The organism is Pseudomonas grimontii (genome assembly GCF_007858185.1).
Taxonomy (GTDB): Bacteria; Pseudomonadota; Gammaproteobacteria; order Pseudomonadales; family Pseudomonadaceae; genus Aquipseudomonas; species Aquipseudomonas grimontii.
On record NZ_VFES01000019.1, the window covers coordinates 96,110 to 114,741 of the forward strand.

General features: G+C 61.2%; 17 protein-coding genes. 6 read left to right on the forward strand and 11 right to left on the reverse strand.

Annotated elements, in window-relative coordinates; all coding sequences use genetic code 11:
- Positions 1 to 57: 57 nt before the first annotated feature.
- Positions 58 to 1,506 (reverse strand): aldehyde dehydrogenase, encoded by a 1,449-nt coding sequence (locus FIV39_RS25455; protein ID WP_090402343.1) that lies wholly within the window; start codon positions 1,504 to 1,506, stop codon positions 58 to 60.
- Between the two features lie 76 nt (positions 1,507 to 1,582).
- Positions 1,583 to 2,413, reverse strand: a complete 831-nt coding sequence (locus FIV39_RS25460) for a p-hydroxycinnamoyl CoA hydratase/lyase (protein ID WP_010567568.1) — start codon at positions 2,411 to 2,413, stop codon at positions 1,583 to 1,585.
- A gap of 212 nt (positions 2,414 to 2,625) precedes the next feature.
- On the opposite strand from FIV39_RS25460, the gene FIV39_RS25465 reads away from it, so the two are divergent.
- A complete protein-coding gene (locus FIV39_RS25465) occupies positions 2,626 to 3,114 on the forward strand; it encodes a MarR family winged helix-turn-helix transcriptional regulator (protein WP_056858004.1) in 489 nt (162 codons plus the stop codon).
- Positions 3,115 to 3,119: 5 nt separating this feature from the next.
- Here FIV39_RS25465 and FIV39_RS25470 read toward each other — a convergent pair whose 3' ends face one another.
- Positions 3,120 to 4,445: an OprD family porin gene (locus FIV39_RS25470; protein ID WP_390620715.1), complete on the reverse strand. Its 1,326-nt coding sequence runs from the start codon at positions 4,443 to 4,445 to the stop codon at positions 3,120 to 3,122.
- 308 nt (positions 4,446 to 4,753) lie between these two features.
- On the opposite strand from FIV39_RS25470, the gene mhpT reads away from it, so the two are divergent.
- Positions 4,754 to 5,962 (forward strand): 3-(3-hydroxy-phenyl)propionate transporter MhpT, encoded by a 1,209-nt coding sequence (gene mhpT / locus FIV39_RS25475; protein WP_090402339.1) that lies wholly within the window; start codon positions 4,754 to 4,756, stop codon positions 5,960 to 5,962.
- On the opposite strand, the gene FIV39_RS25480 is transcribed toward mhpT, so the two are convergent.
- The 3 genes from FIV39_RS25480 to FIV39_RS25490 all read right to left on the reverse strand — a co-directional run bounded on the left by FIV39_RS25480 (position 5,940) and on the right by FIV39_RS25490 (position 9,269).
- Positions 5,940 to 6,887 (reverse strand): SphA family protein, encoded by a 948-nt coding sequence (locus FIV39_RS25480; protein WP_090402337.1) that lies wholly within the window; start codon positions 6,885 to 6,887, stop codon positions 5,940 to 5,942. The two genes, mhpT and FIV39_RS25480, sit on opposite strands and share 23 nt — an antisense overlap.
- Positions 6,888 to 6,968: 81 nt before the next feature.
- The gene (locus FIV39_RS25485) at positions 6,969 to 7,736 is read right to left on the reverse strand and encodes a coniferyl-alcohol dehydrogenase (protein ID WP_090402335.1); all 768 of its coding nucleotides are present in this window, start codon (positions 7,734 to 7,736) and stop codon (positions 6,969 to 6,971) included.
- Between the two features lie 57 nt (positions 7,737 to 7,793).
- Positions 7,794 to 9,269 carry a benzaldehyde dehydrogenase gene (locus FIV39_RS25490; RefSeq protein ID WP_090402333.1) on the reverse strand — a complete coding sequence of 492 codons (1,476 nt, stop codon included), beginning with the start codon at positions 9,267 to 9,269 and terminating at the stop codon, positions 7,794 to 7,796.
- A 270-nt stretch (positions 9,270 to 9,539) separates the two neighbouring features.
- Between FIV39_RS25490 and FIV39_RS25495 the strand changes: the two genes are divergently transcribed.
- Both FIV39_RS25495 and FIV39_RS25500 read left to right on the forward strand, forming a co-directional pair.
- Entirely contained in the window at positions 9,540 to 11,309 is a 1,770-nt protein-coding gene (locus FIV39_RS25495; protein ID WP_090402331.1) for a sigma-54-dependent Fis family transcriptional regulator, read from the forward strand.
- Positions 11,310 to 11,405: 96 nt separating this feature from the next.
- Entirely contained in the window at positions 11,406 to 12,017 is a 612-nt protein-coding gene (locus FIV39_RS25500; RefSeq protein ID WP_090402329.1) for a TetR/AcrR family transcriptional regulator, read from the forward strand.
- A 46-nt stretch (positions 12,018 to 12,063) separates the two neighbouring features.
- Here the strand turns inward: FIV39_RS25500 and FIV39_RS25505 are convergent, their stop codons facing one another.
- The 3 genes from FIV39_RS25505 to FIV39_RS25515 all read right to left on the reverse strand — a co-directional run bounded on the left by FIV39_RS25505 (position 12,064) and on the right by FIV39_RS25515 (position 15,924).
- Complete coding sequence (locus FIV39_RS25505; RefSeq protein ID WP_090402327.1) at positions 12,064 to 13,167, reverse strand: polyamine ABC transporter substrate-binding protein; 1,104 nt, start codon at positions 13,165 to 13,167, stop codon at positions 12,064 to 12,066.
- Between the two features lie 40 nt (positions 13,168 to 13,207).
- On the reverse strand, positions 13,208 to 14,545 hold the full coding sequence (locus tag FIV39_RS25510; protein WP_090402325.1) for an alginate export family protein: 1,338 nt from the start codon (positions 14,543 to 14,545) through the stop codon (positions 13,208 to 13,210).
- A 116-nt stretch (positions 14,546 to 14,661) separates the two neighbouring features.
- Positions 14,662 to 15,924 carry a serine hydrolase domain-containing protein gene (locus FIV39_RS25515; protein WP_090402323.1) on the reverse strand — a complete coding sequence of 421 codons (1,263 nt, stop codon included), beginning with the start codon at positions 15,922 to 15,924 and terminating at the stop codon, positions 14,662 to 14,664.
- Positions 15,925 to 16,207: 283 nt separating this feature from the next.
- Here FIV39_RS25515 and FIV39_RS25520 point away from each other — a divergent pair, with 283 nt between their 5' ends.
- On the forward strand, positions 16,208 to 16,753 hold the full coding sequence (locus FIV39_RS25520) for a hypothetical protein (protein WP_090402321.1): 546 nt from the start codon (positions 16,208 to 16,210) through the stop codon (positions 16,751 to 16,753).
- 4 nt (positions 16,754 to 16,757) lie between these two features.
- Here FIV39_RS25520 and FIV39_RS33135 read toward each other — a convergent pair whose 3' ends face one another.
- Positions 16,758 to 16,916: a hypothetical protein gene (locus FIV39_RS33135; RefSeq protein WP_159440119.1), complete on the reverse strand. Its 159-nt coding sequence runs from the start codon at positions 16,914 to 16,916 to the stop codon at positions 16,758 to 16,760.
- Positions 16,917 to 17,073: 157 nt separating this feature from the next.
- Between FIV39_RS33135 and FIV39_RS25525 the strand changes: the two genes are divergently transcribed.
- A complete protein-coding gene (locus FIV39_RS25525; protein WP_090402319.1) occupies positions 17,074 to 18,216 on the forward strand; it encodes a pectate lyase family protein in 1,143 nt (380 codons plus the stop codon).
- 57 nt (positions 18,217 to 18,273) lie between these two features.
- Here FIV39_RS25525 and FIV39_RS25530 read toward each other — a convergent pair.
- Positions 18,274 to 18,632 (reverse strand): type II secretion system F family protein (locus FIV39_RS25530; protein ID WP_186731560.1); only part of this gene is annotated, 359 nt, incomplete at its 5' end.

The window sequence follows — 18,632 nt, forward strand, 5'->3', positions numbered from 1 at the left end:
TGTCCTCCAGCAAGGCGGATCACAGCCGCCTTGTTATTGTTATGTGGCGACGCCTGCTCAGATCGGGTAATGCCGTGGCCCGTTCTGCAAGGTCACCCAGCGCAATTGCGTGAAGTGCTCGATCGCGGCCTTGCCACCAAAGCTGCCGTAGCCGCTGGACTTGACCCCGCCAAACGGCATCTGCGCCTCGTCATGCACGGTCGGGCCGTTGATATGGCAAATGCCCGATTCGACCCGTTGCGCCAGGGCCAGTGCACGCCCGGTGTCACGGCTGAAGATCGCCGCCGAAAGGCCGAACTCGGAGTCGTTGGCCAGGCGCAGCAAGGCTTCATCCCCGTCACCGCGTAGCAGCACCGCCACCGGGCCGAAGGACTCTTCGCGGTACAAACGCATGTGTTCGGTGACGCCATCGATCAGGGTCGGCTGCAGGATGCTGCCGTCCAGTTGGCCACCCACTACCAGCCGCGCGCCCTTGGCAAGGGCATCGTCGATCAGGGCCTTGATGCGTGTGCCGGCGCCGGCGTCCACCAGGGAACCGAGGACCGAATCCGCTGCAATGGGATCGCCCGCGCGCAGGGTCGCGACCTTGGCCACCAGCTTGGCGGTGAACACATCGGCGACCTTGGCATCGACAATCAGGCGTTCGGTGGACATGCAAATCTGGCCCTGGTTGAAGTAGGCCCCAAAGGCTGCCGCCGCGACCGCAGCGTCGAGGTCGGCGTCGTCGAGCACCAGCAACGGTGCCTTGCCGCCCAACTCCAGCAAGGCCGGCTTGAGGTGACGCGCCGAGAGCTCGCCGACAATCCGCCCCACATGGGTCGAGCCGGTGAAGTTGACCCGACGCACGGCTGGGTTGGCGATCAACCGCGCGACAATCGCAGCGGCATCCGCCGGGGCATTGCTGATGACGTTGACCACGCCATCGCCCAGGCCGGCGTCCTGCAACACCTGGCCAATCAGGCGGTGCACCGCCGGGCTCAGCTCCGAGGCCTTGAGCACCACGGTATTGCCACAGGCCAGCGGCATGGCGATGGCGCGTGTGGCGAGGATCACCGGGGCATTCCACGGCGCGATGCCCAGCACCACGCCGCAAGGCTGACGCAAGGCCATGGCGAAACTGCCGGGAACATCGGAGGGGATCACTTCACCGGTGATCTGGGTGGTCATCGACGCCGCTTCGCGCAGCATATTGGCCGCCAGGCGCACGTTGAAGCCATACCAGTTGGCCATGGCGCCGGTTTCGCCGGCGGCGGCGATGAATTCGGCGCTGCGCGCCTGCAATTGCTCCGCAGCGTTGAGCAAGCGGGTGCGGCGTTCGTTGGGCGCCAGCGCCGCCCACGCGGGGAACGCGGCTTGGGCTGCGGCGACGGCGGCGTCGGCATCTTCCAGGGTCGCGGCGGCCACCCGCGAGACCACTTCACCGGTCACCGGGTTGCGACGTTCGAAGGTTCGACCGTCACGGGCGGGGCACGACTGGCCGCCGATCAACAGGGGCACGTCCAGCATGGTGATTCCTCTTTATTGTCTTTATCGGGAATACGTTCAAGCAGGGTACAACGGCGCGGCCAGGCGGCCGCGCCCTTCAGCGTTTATACGCCTGCAGGCCAGGCTTGATGCTCTTGTCGTCGAGGAACTGTTTCATGCCCTGCTCGCGACCGCCTTCGGTGTCGAGCAGGCGCGACTGATCAAGCTTGGCGTAGAGGTAATCCTCGTTCTGCTCCCAGGTCAATTCGCGGCAGCGCTTGAAGCCATGCTTGGCCGCACGCAGTACCACCGGGTTTTTCTCCAGCAGGTTGCGCGCCAGTTCAATGGTTACTTCGCGCAGTTGAGCCAGCGGCACGCTTTCGTTGACCAGGCCCATTTCGGCGGCTTTCTGCCCGCCAAAAGTCTTGCCGGTCATGATGTAGTACAGCGATTGGCGATGGCCCACGGTGTCGGCCATGGCCTTGCTCACCAGGTTGCCCGGCGGGATGCCCCAGTTGATTTCCGAGAGGCCGAAGGTCGCTTCGTCGGCGCAGATCGCCAGGTCACAGGCCACCAGCGGGCTGAAGCCACCGCCGAAGCACCAGCCATTGACCATGGCGATGGTCGGCTTGGCGTACATGCGCAGCAGTTTCCATTGCCATTGCGAGGCTTCGCGGCGGATTTTTTCCTGGAGGATTTCCGGGCCGGCATCCACCTCGCGGAAGTATTCCTTGAGGTCCATGCCCGCAGTCCAGGCTTCGCCCGCACCGGTCAGCACCAGCACGCCTGCGGCAGGGTCCTGCTCGAGGGTTTCGAGGACGTCGATCATTTCCCGGTTCAGGGTCGGGCTCATGGCGTTGCGTTTTTCCGGACGATTGAGAATGACCCAGGCGATGCCCTCTTCGATCTCAACCTTGACGGTGGTCCAACGGCCTTCGTAATTGCTCATGGCGGTACGCTCTTGTTCTGGTTGTGAAGATGATTCGAAATTAAACCGCAAATATAGTTATGTCAATTAACTATTAATCCAGATAACCAATATTTTTCCTGCTTAAAACCCGCACGGTGCAGGCGCCGTGAAACCCGGCATAGCCATAGCGCGCCAACCCCGGCAAACTAGATAGCCTTCTTAACCTCCACCTCCTGAGGATTGCACTGCCAATGGCCAAGCCTTCCAACATCGCCACCGCCAGCCAGGCCCTGCCCGACAACGACGAGGTACGGCCGCCGCTGGATTCGGCCCTGGACGATCTGATCGGCTACGCCATGCGCCGCGCCCAGCTCAAGCTGTTCCAGAACCTGATCGGCCGGCTGTCGGACCACGATCTGCGCCCTGCGCAGTTCTCGGCCCTGGCGATCATCGAGCAGAACCCTGGGCTGATGCAGGCCGATCTGGCTCGCGCCCTGGCCATCGAGCCGCCCCAGGTGGTGCCGTTGCTGAACAAGCTGGAAAGCCGCGCCCTTGCGGTGCGGGTGCGTTGCAAGCCGGACAAGCGCTCCTACGGGATCTTCCTCAGCAAGAGCGGCGAAACCCTGCTCAAGGAGCTCAAGGCCATCGCCGCCCAAAGCGACCTGGACGCCACGGCCGCCCTCGACGGCCAGGAACGCGAAGAGCTGCTGCGCCTGCTGAAGAAGGTCTACCAGGACTGATCGGCTTACCAGAGCGCCACGGTGTAGAGCACCAGGAAACGGGTCTGGTTTTCATCACGAAAGGCCGCGCCGCTCGGGAAGTCATTGCGGTAGATCGACTTGCGCGCCATGAACCCGACATTCTTCAGCGGGCCGTCCTGGATCACATACCCCAGCTCCATCTGGAACTCGCGCTCCTTGCGATCCTCGGCGTTGAAAGCCGCCAGTTCGATGTTGTCGCCCCGCACATAGCGCAGCCGAGTCTTCAACCCCGGCACACCCGCTGCGGCGAAGTCGTAGTCATAGATGGCCTGCCAGGTGCGCTCCTTGGCGTTGAGAAAGTCCGAGCTCATGGTCAGTTCGCTCATGCCCATCAACTCGGTGCCGGAGATATAAGGTGTGGCCGTCTCCCCGCTTGAGTGCATGTAGCCAAGGCTGACGCGATGGCCGCCGAGGCGGTAGCCAAACAGCGCCGAGAGGTTGCGGTTATCCACCTTGCCCGCCTTGGCACTGCCATCTTCGCGACTGAAAAAACTGCGCAGGTCGCTGGTGAACACGCCATCGCCCAACGGCAGGTTATGCAGCAGCGCCAGGGTGTCCTGTTGGTAGAGGTCCGCGACCTGCGAGTGATAGACGCGCAGGCTGAGGTCTTTGTTGACCTGATAGTCACCGCCCACATACGCCAGGTGCGACGTGGTGGCGGTGGCGTTGAAACGCCGGTTGGGCGAGGCGATGGTCATGGCCTGGTAGTCGGTGGAGTCGCGTTTGTTGATACGGTCGATGTAGCCGGTGTTAAGGGTCAGGCCATCGATGTCCTTGGAGCTCAAGGTGGTGCCGCGAAAGGTTTGCGGCAGCAGGCGCGACGGACTGGCAAAGGCGAACGGCAGGAAGATCGACACATCGCCGGCCTTCACCGTGGTTTGCGCAAACCGCAGCTTGGCGGTGGGAGCCAGGCGCGAGTACTCATCGGCGGCGCGCTTGTCGCTGGCCGACACCGGCAACAACTCGGTGCCGCTGCGGTCTGGCGAGGAGTCGAGCTTGACCCCCATCAGCCCGCGTACATCCAGCCCAAAACCCACGGGGCCTGGGGTGTACCCCGATTCCAGGTTGAGGATGAACGCCTGGGCCCATTCCCGCGCGGCAGTCTTCGCACCGTCGTCCTTGTAGTCGCGGTCCAGGTAGTAATTGCGCAAGGTCAAGGTACCGTGGCTGTCGTCGATAAAGCCTGCGGCCCACAGCGGAGCGGGCAGCACGCTCAAGGCCAGGCATGCCATGAGCAGGCGTGGAGTGTTGTTTGACACACAGGCGACGGGCGCCGCTGCAACGGCGTGCTCCATAGGGAGTTCTGGCATGTTCGATGTCCATTTTTTGTTGTTGTTTTTGGGGTGGCACACGCTCGGCCCGGTCGGCTTCGCGAGCCAAGAATGGAAACAGCCGACGGTGCCCGTCAACCGCAACTGAGCGATAATCGAACATTAATAAAACTATCTATTTTTTAGTTGTATATGGATCTAGATCGCAACCTTTTGAATCCAGTGAATTTATTCAGTCTTTTAGATGTTTTTAATCCACGATTCATTTTTTAGTTATCTTTGTTATCTTAATCGTCAGCAGCCACTCGCGCTCGCCACCACAACAAAAACAACAATGAGGTTTGCCCATGGACAGTCCATCGCGTCGTTCGACGCTGACTATTGCGTTGTGCTTTATCGTTGCGCTGATCGAGGGGTTCGATCTGCAAGCCGCCGGCACTGCCGCCGCTGGGTTACGTCAAACGTTCGCCCTGGATCCGAAGATGCTCGGCTGGGTGTTCAGCGTCGGCATCATCGGCCTGCTGCCGGGGGCGTTCTTCGGCGGCTGGGTCGCCGACCGCATCGGGCGCAAGAAAATCCTGGTGAGCGCCGTGCTGCTGTTCGGGCTGTTTTCCCTGAGCACCGCGTTTGTCGACAGCTATTCAAGCCTGTTGCTGGTGCGTTTTCTCACCGGCCTGGGCCTGGGCGCTGCGCTGCCCAACCTGATCGCGCTGTGCGCCGAAGCGGTGAGCGAACGCAACCGTGGCACGGCCATCAGCGTGATGTACTGCGGGGTGCCGCTGGGGGGTGCATTGGCCGCAGTGGTGGCGATGTTTTCCAGTGAGCACTGGCAGACCACCTTTATCATCGGCGGCCTGGCGCCCTTGCTGGCCGTACCGTTGATGATCCTGCTGCTGCCTGAATCCAGCGCCTTTCGCCAACAGCTCGACACCACGCACGCCGCCCGCCCTTCCACCGGCCAGGCGCTGTTCGGCGAAGGTCGCGCGCGCACCACACTGGCGTTGTGGCTCAGCTACTTCTTCACCCTGACCGTGATGTACATGCTGCTTAACTGGCTGCCGTCGCTGTTGCTGGAACAAGGCTTCAGCAAACCCCAGGCGGGCATGGTGCAGATGCTCTTCAATATCGGCGGCGCCCTCGGTTCGCTGCTCGGTGGCGTGCTGCTGGACCGCTGCAATGCCGTCAAAGTGGTGCTGTCGGTGTATGCCGGGTTGCTGGCGGCGTTGGCAGGGGTCGGGTTATCGGTGGGCATCGTGCCCATGGCCATTGCCGGTTTTGCCGCCGGCCTGTTTGTCATGGCTGCGCAGTTGGTGCTGTACGCCTCGGCACCGCCCTCGTATCCAACCTCGGTACGCGCCACCGGTGTCGGTGCCTCCGTGGCTGTTGGCCGCCTGGGCTCGGTGGCCGGGCCACTGGCGGCGGGGCAACTGCTCGCCGCCGGCGCCGGCACCGCCGGGGTACTGCTGGCGACCGCCCCTGGTGTGGTGATCGCCGCACTGACCATCATCAGCGTCATGGTGCGTAAGGCACCACCTAGAACTTGTGCAGCCAGTTGAGCACCAGCTTGTTGCCCTGTGTGCGGTTCTCAGCTTGCTGCTCAAAGTAAGCGTTCACCGACAGCACGTCTTCCTTGCTGAAGGCATAGACCAGGCCTGGGCCCATGGCCCAGACCTTCTCCCGACGCCCGCTCACGGCATCCCCGTCCACCTTTGTATCGGTGATCTGCTTCAACCAATAACCGTTGACCCCCACGCTCAGTTGCTGGCTCAAGGCATATTGCAGCGTCAGGTTGGCATGCAACGCCTGGCCGGCCTGGGTATCGGATACATCCCCAAAGCCGGCCTGCGGATCATCATTCTTGCCATTCCACAGGTACATGAAACGCCCACTCGCCGACCACTTCGGGCTGAACCAATACGTCGCCGCGTAATATGGGTTGAATGACCAGAAGTTGCTGCCGGGGTTGATCGAGCGCTTGCGGTCATAGGCACCCACCGGCACCGAGATATCGACTTCGACACGTTGGGTCAGCAGTGGGCTGCCATCGGCGCGGCTCAGGGTCGGCAGTTGCAGGAAGGGCCCCACAATCACATCACCAAAGCCGGCGCGAGAACTCAGCGCCGCATTGTTCAACCCATCGTCGACATCCACATGGGCCAGGGAGGTGTTGATCAGGGTGAACCCCGGCATCGCACCGTTGGCCAGAGGTTGGCCGAGGTAGATGATCTGCGTGGTAGGCGCCACCACTTCCACGTCCTGCTTGGGCAGCGCCAGTTTGTTGCCGTTGGCATCATTGAAGCGGCTGGCCCGGGAGTACGTCAGGTATTCCTCCAGGTACCAGCCAGGGCCGGCCGGGGCCGGTGAGCCGTCGTAGAAACTGGTGCTGCCGAGGTTGAGTCCGGGCAAATCATAAGCGTAAGCAGTCGATGTCAGTGCGACAAACGTCGTGGCCGCAACCGCCCGCAAGATAGGCTTGAGCATCTTGTATGTCCTGTATTTTTGTTGTTGTTCAAGACCCCCGGCACGGTGGATCCGCGCCGGGGTTTATCGCTGTTGCAACCCCTACATGTAGGTCGCCGCCAACCCGCCGTCCACCGGCAGATTGACCCCGTTGACCCAGCGCGCGGCGTCCGAGCAGAGGAAGGCAATCACCGCCGCCACCTCATCGGCCAGGGCCGGACGGGTCATGCGCTGGCTGTCCGCGGCCACCCGCTCCGGCCCGAGCATGCTGACGAAATCGCCGAGAATCGGCGTGAACACCGGCCCTGGCGCGACGCAGTTGATGCGCACCGAGTGATCGCGAAACCAGCCTTGGGATTGCTGGAAGCTCCACACAATGAGCGCTTCCTTGAAGTACTGATAACAGCTGGCCTGCTCCACCGGATTGGCCGCCAGCCACTGCTGCCCGGCCTCGAAGCTTTGCGTCGCGGCCAGAGCCTTGTGCAGCTCCAGCCGTTGCGGCCATTGCGCGCCGAGCACCGAGGCAACATTGACGATGCTGCCGCCCGCCGACATACGTGGCAGCAGCGCTTGAGTCAGGTGCCGCAACCCCAGGTAATTGACCGTGGCCACCGCTGGCACGGGCGCCGTACCGGGCACGCCGGCAATGTTGCACAGCCCATCGACCCGCGCCGGCAGGCGCGCCACCAAGGCATCGATGCTGGCAGGATCGCCCAGGTCAGCCTGGAAAAAGCCATCCAGGGTCAGTTGCGGTTCATGGCGATCAACGCCGATCACCGTAGCGCCCTGGAACCGCGCGAGCCGCGCCAGTTCAGCGCCAATGCCGGAAGCGACGCCAGTGACGATCAAGGTTTTGTTGTGCAGGTTCATGTTCAAGCCCTCTTATTTTTGTATAGGCATGGGTGGATCAAACCGATGAGCCAGGGCTCAGAATGGATAGCTGGGCGGGGTATTTTTCACCGTGACCCACTGCCACTGGCTGTACTCGTCCCAGTCGGCCGGCCCGCCCACGCTGCCGCCATTACCGGAAGCGCCGCGCCCGCCGAACGGGTTGATGCATTCGTCGGCCACGGTCTGGTCGTTGATGTGCAGCAGGCCGCAATCAAGGCGCTCGCCGATGGCCATGGCGCGCCCGACCGATGGAGAGATGATGGCGGCCGAGAGGCCGTACTCGGTGCGGTTGGCCAGTTCGATGGCCTCCTCGTCCGTGGCAAAACTGACCACCGTGGCCACCGGGCCGAAGATTTCATCCTCAAACGCGCGCATACCCGGACGCACGCCACTGAGCACAGTGGGCTGGTAGAACAAGCGGTCATAGTCGCCGCCCGCCTCCAACCGCGCGCCCGCGTGCAGGCTGTCGCTGACGATCTCGTGCACGCGCTGCAATTGCCGTTGGTTGATCAACGGGCCGAGCGCTGCTTCACCACGGGCGGCATTGCCGACCGTGAGCGCACGGGCCTTGTCCACCAACTTGCGCGTGAGGCGTTCGGCGATGGATTCATGGGCGAGGATCAAGCCGGTCGCCATGCAGATTTGCCCCTGGTGCAGCCAGGCGCCCCAGGCGGCATTGCTCGCGGCCAGGTCGAGGTCGGCGTCTTCGAGAATGATCAGCGGGTTTTTGCCGCCCAGTTCCAGCGCGACTTTTTTCAGGTGTCGTCCGGCCACTTCGGCGACTTTGCGCCCCGCCGCCGTGGAGCCGGTGAACGCGATCATCCGCACATTCGGATCGCGGCACAGCGCCTCACCCGCTGGCGCGGCACCGGGCAACACCTGCAGCAGGCCCTTGGGCAAGCCCGCTTCCTCGAACAGCCGGGCGATGAGAAAACCACCGCTGACCGGGGTCTGCGGGTCGGGCTTGAGCACCACCGCATTGCCCGCCGCCAGCGCCGGGGCCACCGAACGCAGCGACAGCACCAGCGGAAAATTGAACGGTGAAATCACCCCGACCACGCCATGGGGCTGACGCCGGGCATAGGACAGGCGCCCTGCTTCACTGGGCAGTACCACTCCGTGAGGTTGGGACAACAGCCCCGCCGCCTGATGCAGCAGCACAATCGCTTCGCGTACTTCGTGTTCGCCCTTGAACAACGCGCCGCCGGTTTCCCGCGCGACGTACAGCGCCAGTTCGGCAAAGGACTGCTGGGCCAGGTCCGCCGCCTTGCGAAACACCTCGGCGCGCTCCCGTGGGCCGAGTGCAGCCCAGGCCGGCTGCGCCAGGGCCGCGCTGCGGCAGGCGACGGCGATATCGGCCGGGTTGGCCATGGCGCAGCGCATCAGGGGTTCGCCGGTGGCGGGTTCGATCACCGCGATCACGGAACCCGAGGCGGGTATCCAATCGCCGTTGAACAGGCATTCGGACTCAATGGCCCGCTGTAGAAAGTGGGTGGTTTCAGACACTGACATGGCAACTCCCGGTTCTTGTAATTGTCTTCGCCTGCACAGGGTGCAAACGCCGCATCAAGCCTTGAGCAAAGGCTGTGCCGCTTGTACGCAACGGCGCCGACATAAAGCGTCGAGGGCTTTGGGACGGGGCCTGCCACGCGCCGCTCATGCCTCACCCGCCGATCACCTGCAAAAACCGGAGCGCTGCCACTTGTTCAATTGATAAGGTTATGTTTAATAACTATCTGAGCAGTTACTCATATCGATCACTCGCTTTGCAGGGGCATAACAATGACTAATCCCCACAGCGCGCTGCCCGACGACCGGGTGACCATCGCGCCCTACCATCCGCGCGGCGACAGTCGCCAACTCAGCGACAGCAGCTCACCCACGCCGGCGGAGCTGGCCGACTGCCTGTTCTTTTCGCCCGAAGACGGGCGTATCTGGCTCAACGATCAACGCATGGTGTTGCTGCACAGTTCGTCGTTCGGCGCCCTGCGCGGGGAGGTCATCGCGCGCCTGGGGCTGGAGCAGGCGCGTGGCCTGTTCACCCGCACCGGTTATGCCTCCGGCGCGCGGGATGCGCGGTTGATACGCGAGCGCTGGCCACAGGCCGATGCCGCCGCCGTGTTTCGCGCCGGGACCCACCTGCACACCCTGGAAGGCATGGCCAAGGTCGAACCGCTGCACTTCAAGTTCGATGCCGACTCAGGGTTCTATGAAGGCGAGTTCCTCTGGCACCACTCGTGCGAAGCCGATGAACATGTGGGCGCCTACGGCATTGGCCAGGACCCGGTGTGCTGGACTGAAACCGGCTATGCCATCGGGTTTGTCAGTGGCCTGTTCGGGCAAATGGTGATTTTCCGCGAAGTCGAATGCCGGGGCATGGGCCATCGCAGCTGTAAGGTGGTCGGCAAGACCGCCGAACAATGGGGTGACGTCGAGCAGGACCTGCGCTACCTGAATGTGTCCCAAGCCGTGACCCACCCTGCCGCCCCCACGCTCGCCAATCCGCTGCGCAGCGGCGGCGGCATCAGCCAGCCCCAGCCGTTGGTGGGCGCCAGTGCGGCGTTCAACGCGGCGATGCAAGCCCTGCAACGGGTCGCGCTGACCCCGGCAACGGTGTTGATCAGCGGCGAGTCCGGGGTCGGCAAGGAGATGTTTGCGCGCCAGTTGCACCAGCTCAGTCGCCGCCATGACGGCCCGTTCGTGGCGCTCAACTGCGCCGCCATTCCGGATAACCTGATCGAGGCCGAACTGTTCGGTGTCGAACGCGGCGCGTATACCGGCGCGACGCACTCGCGCCCTGGACGTTTCGAACGGGCCCAGGCCGGCACGCTGTTTCTGGATGAAATCACCAGCCTCAGCCTGGGCGGGCAAAGCAAATTGCTGCGAGCCTTGCAGGAACGGGAAATCGAACGGGTCGGCGGGGTGCGCGGTATCAAGGTGGATGTGCGCGTAGTCGCCGCCACCAATATCGACCTGCGCAAAGCCGTGGCTGACGGCAACTTTCGTGAAGACCTGTTCTACCGCCTGAATGTCTACCCCATCGCCCTGCCCCCGCTGCGCGAACGCCGGGACGACATCCCACTGCTGATCAATGCGTTCCTCACGCGCTTCTGCCAGGAATACGCGCGAACGCCGGTAGGCCTGACCATGCGCGCCCTGAAAGTTTTGCTGCGCTATGACTTCGCGGGCAATGTGCGCGAGTTGCAAAACCTGATCGAACGCGGCCTGATCGCCAGTGACGAAGGCCAACCCATTGACCTCGTGCACCTGTTTCGCAACGAGCCGATGCCTGCTGATCCCTATGGCCTGGACGACCATGGCAGCCTGTCCAACACAGGGCCGCAGATGACAACAACAGCGCCGCGCCCTGCACTGCTGGACACCCTTGGCCAGTTGGATCAGGGCTTTTCCATCGAAGGCCTGGAGTCGCGCCTGATCAATGAAGCGCTGCAACAAAACGCCGGCAACCTGGCCGCCGCCGCCAGGCTCGTGGGGCTCAGCCGCGCTCAATTTGCCTACCGGTTGAAGAAGCATCAGCGGCAAATCCCTTGAATGGTAATGAGTGCTTTAAAAGCTTTAGCCAATTAAGTATTTTGCAAGGGTACGGGGCGACAAGCGCCCCTCTTTTACTCGTGACAAGGATCTCCAGTGAGCGGACTGCGTGAACGTCAAAAAGCCGAACGCCGGCAAGCCATCAGCAAGGCCGCGATTGAACTGTTTGAACGCCAGGGTTTCCAGAACACCACTATCGAACAGATCGCCAGCCAGGCCGGAGTGTCGCCGCCGACGGTGTTCAAGTACTTCGGCAACAAGCAGGAAATCATCCTGGAAATCCTGCACCACGCCGATCAACGCGCGATCACCGACACCCGCAGCCTGATCCACGAAATAGACGACCCGGTCGAAGCGCTCTGCCACCTGGAACGCCTGCTCACGGGCTATGCCCTGGAAGTCATGCACCCCAGCCTGTGGCGTGAACTGCTGCCGCTGATCCTGTTCGGCGGCAGCAATGAACTGCCTGCTGGCTATCGGGCCATGAACGATGCGCTCAGGGCGGAAATCAGCGAGCTGCTGCGGGAATTGCAACGGGCCGGCAAGCTGCGCCCACAACTCGATGTGGAATTGGCCGCGTTCCTGCTGAACGACTATTCGCACCTGCAACTGTTCAGGCTGGTGAACCAGGAACACCCGGATATCGACGCGCACTCCACCCAGGTCAGGCGTATCACCGAGCTGCTGTTCTACGGCATGCAGGCCTGACAGCTTCCAGGGTCGGGCCCGGCGCGCACGCACCGGGCCACACTGATCAGCGGTTGCTCTTGATGGACGTCCAGGTGCGGGTACGGATGCGCTCCACAGCGGCCGGGATCGGCTCCAGGGCGAACAGGGTCTTGCGCGCTTCCTCCGGCACATACATGTTGGGGTTATTGCGGATGCTGGCGTCCACCAGCGCGGTGGCGTCCTTGTTCGGGTTGGGGTAGCCGATCTTGTTGCTGATGCGCGCAATTACGTCCGGGCGCAGGATGTAATTGATGAACGCATGGGCCTCGGCAAGATCAGGTGCCTTGGCCGGGATCATCATCACATCCGACCACATCGGCGCGCCTTCCCTGGGCAATGCCATCTCGACCTTGACGCCCTTGCCGGCGGCATCCGCCAATTGCTTGGCCAGCGCCACACCGCCGGACCAGCCTACACCCACGCAAATGTCGCCGTTGGCCAGGTCCATGCCATAGCGCGAGGAATTGAAGTAGGTGATGTAAGGGCGAATCTTCATCATCAAGGCCTGGGCCTGCGGATAGTCCTCACGCTTCTGGCTATTGGGGTCGAGGCCCTTGTAGTGCAAGGCAATCGGCAGGATCTCGTTGCCGGCGTCGAGGAAGCCGACCCCGCAGCTGGCGAGCTTGGCGAGGTTTTCTTCCTTGAAGATGATGTCCCAGCTGTTCATCTGCACGTCGGGGCCGAGGGCTTTGCGCACATTGTCGACGTTGTAGCCGATCAATGTGGTGCCCCACAGGTAAGGCGCGGCGTAGCGATTGCCGGTGTCACCCACGGCTTCCAGCGATTGCATGAACTGCGGGTCCAGGTGCTGCCAGTTCGGCAACTGCTTGCGGTCCAGCGGCTGCACGGCACCGGCCGTGATCAGGTGGCCCAGGTTGGCGGTGCCGGGGAACACCACGTCATACCCGGAGTTGCCCGTCAGCAGCTTGGACTCCATGGTTTCGGCACTGTCGAACACATCATAAATCGGGCGAATGCCGGTTTCTTCCTGGAAGCTCTTGAGCACGTCGGGTGGCAGGTATTCGATCCAGTTGTAGATCCGTACGGTGCGTTCTTCAGCCAGGCAAAAACCACTGATGAGCAACGAGGCGAGAGTGCCCAGCAAGGTATTACGCAAAAATCTGTTCATGATCAAAACACTCCAGCGCGGCCGCGATGGCTCGCAGCACTTAATAGCGATAGGTGAAATACAGTTCCAGCGCACTGAACGTCTGGTCATCGCCGAAGACCTGTTTAGCGGCGGCCAGTGGCTTGACCCAGTTGTAGGACAGCGACGTATAGAACGACGGCGTGGGTGTCCAGTCGAGGAAAACCACACTTTCATCAGCAAAGCGCCGGTCGCTGACCGGTGCGCCCATGTAGTTTTTCTCGTCCAGCCAGAACTGGTAGTGAATCGCGCCGAGGGTCAGGGTTTCGTTGAGGTGGGTCTTGAGGGAGAACTGCTGGACGTTTTCGTTGCTGTTGAACAGCAGGTAGTTGCCGACCACATCCCCGACCAGCCACGTGCCCCAGTCGACGAAGCCTTTACTCAGTGAGTCCCAGGCTTTTTGCCGGTTGTCGGTGAGGTTGTCGTCGCCGGAAAAGCTCGCGTAGCGGTAGCCGAGGATCGGTGTCAGCGGCAAGGTGCTGAAGGCATAGTCAGCCTGGGCATACCAGGCGTTGGCATCGTAATCGACCCCCTCGCCGCTGCCACGCTCCAGCGCGTATTCGGCATTCAGCGTCAGCGCCTGTACGCCGGGCACCTTGGCGTTGAGCGCCCGCAGGTTGTATACCTGCATCCCGTCCCGACGGCGCGGGAGCGTGCTGCCTCTGGGGCCAAGGGCATTGACCTTCATGGCCATGGCCCCGAGCGTCACCTGGTCATCGAGGTTGTAATCGAGGTTGACGCCGGTCATGCGGAAATCGCCCAAGTCATCATCAGTGCGCAAGGTGAAGGCCTGAGACTTCAGCGCGCCATGATCCCAGGCCAGGATCGCCGAATCCTTGAAGGCGGTTCGCGGGCCGAGCCAGTAGGCGGCATCCTTGTACTGGTCGAGGTTACCGTCCATGACGATGAACCCCGTACCGATCATGTAGTTCTGGCGGCCGGCGGTGAACTTCCACTCGCCGGCACGAAAACCGCCGTAGAGTTCTTCGGCTGCGACCTTGCCGTCGGAGCTGCGGCTGAAGCCACCCGCATCGCCATCGCCGAACGTGCTCGCCGCCACCAGGGAACCGCCCGCCAGCAGGCTGAAATCCGGTTGCAGCGCGTACTCGAGTTTGACCCCTGGTTTTACGTAGACCTCTTGCCAGTTGATCCTGGCGCCGCCGTTTTTTCCGCTGCGCGCATCGACCTGGCCGCTGCCGAAGTTGACGCCACGGGTAAACAGCGTCGCCCCGCCCACCGTGAGATTGACTTCACCCTTGAGGTTGCCGTCCTCAAAGGTGTAGCCCGCCAGCGCGACGTGGGGGGTCAAGGGTAAGCCGAGCGCTAACAGCGCTCGGGAAAAACGCTTGGTGAAAACCATAAGAAGCTCCTGTGGAATTATTGTTGTTACAGGGCAGTGAATGGCGACGCAGGGCGCCGCCAACACCTGGGCAAGCCAGGTGAATAGAACGCAAGACTCTTGTTTTTTGGCGTGGGTCAGTGACTCAGGTGCGCGGCGATCGCGCGCAGCATGCGCACGCTGTCGGTATCGAACGGGCTGACCGCATCGGTGAGTGACGATTGCTTGACGATCACCACGCCGGACGGTTTGTCGATGAACAGGTACTGGCCGTGAATCCCTCCGGCCATCAGGGCTTGGCTGTGGTCGTTGAACACGTACCACTGGCTGCGATAGGACGCTCCCGGCGTCCAGCTGGAGAACTCGGCATTTTGCGCGTAGACCGACGGATCAGCGCCGGCGGCAATACGGGCCAAGGTCCCGGGCGACAGCAGCTCAACGCCGTCCTGGCGACCGTCGTTCGCCAGCAAGCGGCCGAAGCGTGCCATGTCTCTCAAGGTGGCACTGAAGCCCGCCCCGGCAACGTTACGCCCCCAGGGATCGGCCATGAAATAACCGTCGCGGTCGCATCCCAAACGCCCCCAGATTTCTTCCAGCATCTGACTGCATGCCTTGCCCGAGGCACGTTCCATGACCCATGCCAGCACTTCGGTGGTTGCGGTCACGTAATGGAAAAAACCACCGTGGCTGCCGCGCTTCTTGAGAGACGGCAAGTACTGGTAAAGCGAGTCGAACTGGGCGTACTGCGCCGGTGTCGGTTGAAAGCCGCAGGCGTAACCATACTGCGAGCTCTCAGAGCTGGGATCGTCATACACCTCGCTGTAGTCGATGCCCACGGCCATATCGAACAACTGACGCACCGTGGCATCGCCAAACGCACTGCCCACCAGCTCAGGCACGTAGTACGCGGCGGGCAACTCGGGCTTGAGCATGCCGTTGGAAACCAGTTGCTCGCCGAGGGTGCCGACCAGCGACTTGGTCACCGAGAACATGATGTGCCGGTCACAGGCACGTTGGCCGTTGAAGTAGCGCTCGAACAACACCGTGTCGCCCTGCATCACCAAAAAGGCATCGGTCTGGCTGGCCACAAGGTGTTCGATAACGCTGATGCTCAGCCCACACTCGCTGTCGAAATACAGGCGATCCAGCGCTTTGGGCGCTTCCTTGAGCTGACCGGCAGGCCTTGAACCCGCCGCCACATCAATCGTGGGACGCAGCTGCGCCAGATGACGGAACCCCCACTGGCTGAAGGGCGCGCGCATCCAGTTATGCCACGTTACTCGGTGTTTCGGCTCGGCCGGGAAGCCCTGCATCAGCACAGGTGCCACGCGGGGTGCAAAGGACGACTCATTGGCCTCGACGTAAAGAGTCGCCAGTGACGACGGGATTGTATGACTCATCGGGATAACCCTGAAAAATGACTCTGCATGGGAGCAGATGCAGGGGAATAATTATCCGATAATATTTTTTTAGTCAATAAAACTTTTTATTTAGTAATCTTTGATTTGATCGCTGTGAATCCGCAAGGATGAGGTCGCCCCCCGCAAGTCCTCACCGGTAGCGACTGAGGCGGTGTCTGCACCACCAAACCCTCGATCAGGCAACCACAGCCGCCAGCAAATAATGTATTGTTTGACACTCACTTTTTAATGTATCGCCCTCGCGATTTCGGAGAGCAACAACATGAAACTGGACAAAGTCTGGTATCACGGAACACGAACGCCAGATATCAACGCGTTTTGGCCGCTTTCACACTTTGGTGACTTCAACGCTGCAAAAATGGTTTGCGCAAATAAAAAATACAAAGACGGTCATGACGGAAATCCTCTCATCATTGAGGTGGAAATCGACCTAGATAAAAAAGACGTTTTACATACTCCCGACGCGGGCTCACCGAGCCCAATAGCGATTGCAAATCAAATCGTTACCGCTGATGTTGACTATAAAATATCAGCGGCTGTGGTTGCGGATATAAAGTCTCTCCATGAACAACTTATTGATTTAAAAAAAGAAAACAAAAGCAACCGTGCTTATGAGCGTACTGCACTATCAAGCACTTTAATCAAACATGGATTTAAAGCCATCAGTTATAAAAACGAAGTAGAAAACGACGACGATGAAATAAGTTTGTGTATCTTGGACCCCTCCATAATTAAAATCATCAAAGTTATACCCATGTGTGAAGTTGAGGCCAAGACACTGTGGGATAAATCCAAACGAAACATGTAACCAGTCAGGGCTCCCTTTGGGTGGGGGAGTCCAAGGCCGGGTTGAAGATGTGGGCGGTGCCGGAGCATTCCAGTTTCCAGATGGTCTCTTCGGAGGCCGCTTTGCGGATGCCGCTCTTTCGCCAGACCCAAGGCTTCTCGATCTGCAAAAGAAACAACGCCATAGCCCAATCAGTTGTACGACAACGCCAATTCCATATGATAGTATTTCTCATGCAGCGGACGTTCGATTCGCTGCACCAGTGGCAAGGACGTCCGCTCGAGAAACGCGCATGCCTGTGCGCGTTTAAACACTCAAGTTAATCAAGGATCTGATTACTCATGACAAACCCCTCAACCTTCACTGCCTCCAAACTGGCCAGTGCCGTTATCGGTGCCCTGCTGCTGTCCAGCGTTCCTGCGCATGCCGCGGATATTTGGCTGGATTCAGCCACCACCGGCTGGGCCACTCAAAACGGCGGCACCAAGGGCGGCTCGCGAGCCGCGGCGAATAATATCTACACGGCGAAAAACGCGGCTGAGCTGAAAACTGCACTGAAGGCTTCGGTGGGCACCAACGGCCGCATCATCAAAATCACCGGCATCATCGATATCAGCGAAGGCAAGGCTTATACGACGACTGCCGATATGAAGGTCCGCGGTCGCCTGGATATTCCTGGCAAGACCACCATCGTCGGTACCACCAGCAATGCTGAAATCCGCGAGGGTTTCTTCTATGCCAAGGAAAACGACGTCATCATCCGCAACATCACCATCGAAAACCCTTGGGATCCCGAGCCGAAGTGGGACCCTACAGACGGCAGCGCCGGCAACTGGAACTCGGAATACGACGGCCTGACCATCGAAGGTGCCAACAACGTGTGGGTCGATCACGTGACCTTCACCGATGGCCGCCGTACCGATGACCAGAACGGCAGCGCCAACGGCCGTCCGAAGCAGCATCACGACGGCGCGCTGGATGTTAAAAACGGCGCCAACTACGTGACCATCTCGTACTCGGCGTTCAAGTCGCACGAGAAGAACAACCTGATCGGTTCCAGCGACAGCCGCACCACCGATGACGGCAAGCTCAAGGTCACCATCCACAATACCCTGTTCGAGAACATCTCTGCCCGTGCGCCACGCGTGCGCTTCGGCCAGGTGCATCTGTACAACAACTACCACGTGGGCAGCACCAGCCATAAGGTGTACCCGTTCTCGTACGCCCATGGCGTGGGCAAGAACTCGAAGATCTTCTCCGAGCGCAATGCCTTCGAGATCAGCGGTATCAGCGGTTGCGACAAGATCGCCGGCGATTACGGTGGCAGCGTCTACCGTGACACCGGTTCGACCCTCAACGGCAGCGCATTGAGCTGCCCGTGGAGCACGAGCATCGGCTGGACTCCGCCATACAGCTACACCCCGCTGGCCGCCGATAAGGTCGCCGCCGACGTCAAGGCCAAGGCCGGCGCCGGTAAGCTCTAAGCAGCACGGTCACCCGTGAAATGAGAAGCCCTCGGTGACGAGGGCTTTTTTGTGCAGCTACTGCACCAGCTGGTTGATCTCGATGATCGGCAACAGCACCGCCAGCACGATCACCAGCACCACCGCGCCCATCACCACAATCATCAGCGGTTCCAGCAGTGCGGTCATGCCCATGGCACGCCGTTCGATGTCCCGCGACAGGGTCTGCGCCGCCCGCTCCAGCATCGGTGGCAGCGAGCCGGTTTTTTCGCCGCTGGCGATCAGGTGGATCAGCACCGGCGGGAAGACTTTTTCCACCGCCAGTGCCGGGGCCAGGTTGACGCCTTCGCGCACCTTGGCCGTGGCATCGTTGACGCACTGGCTCAGGCGGTCGTTGGACAGGGTTTGCCGCGCCGCTTCCAGCGCGCGCAGCAACG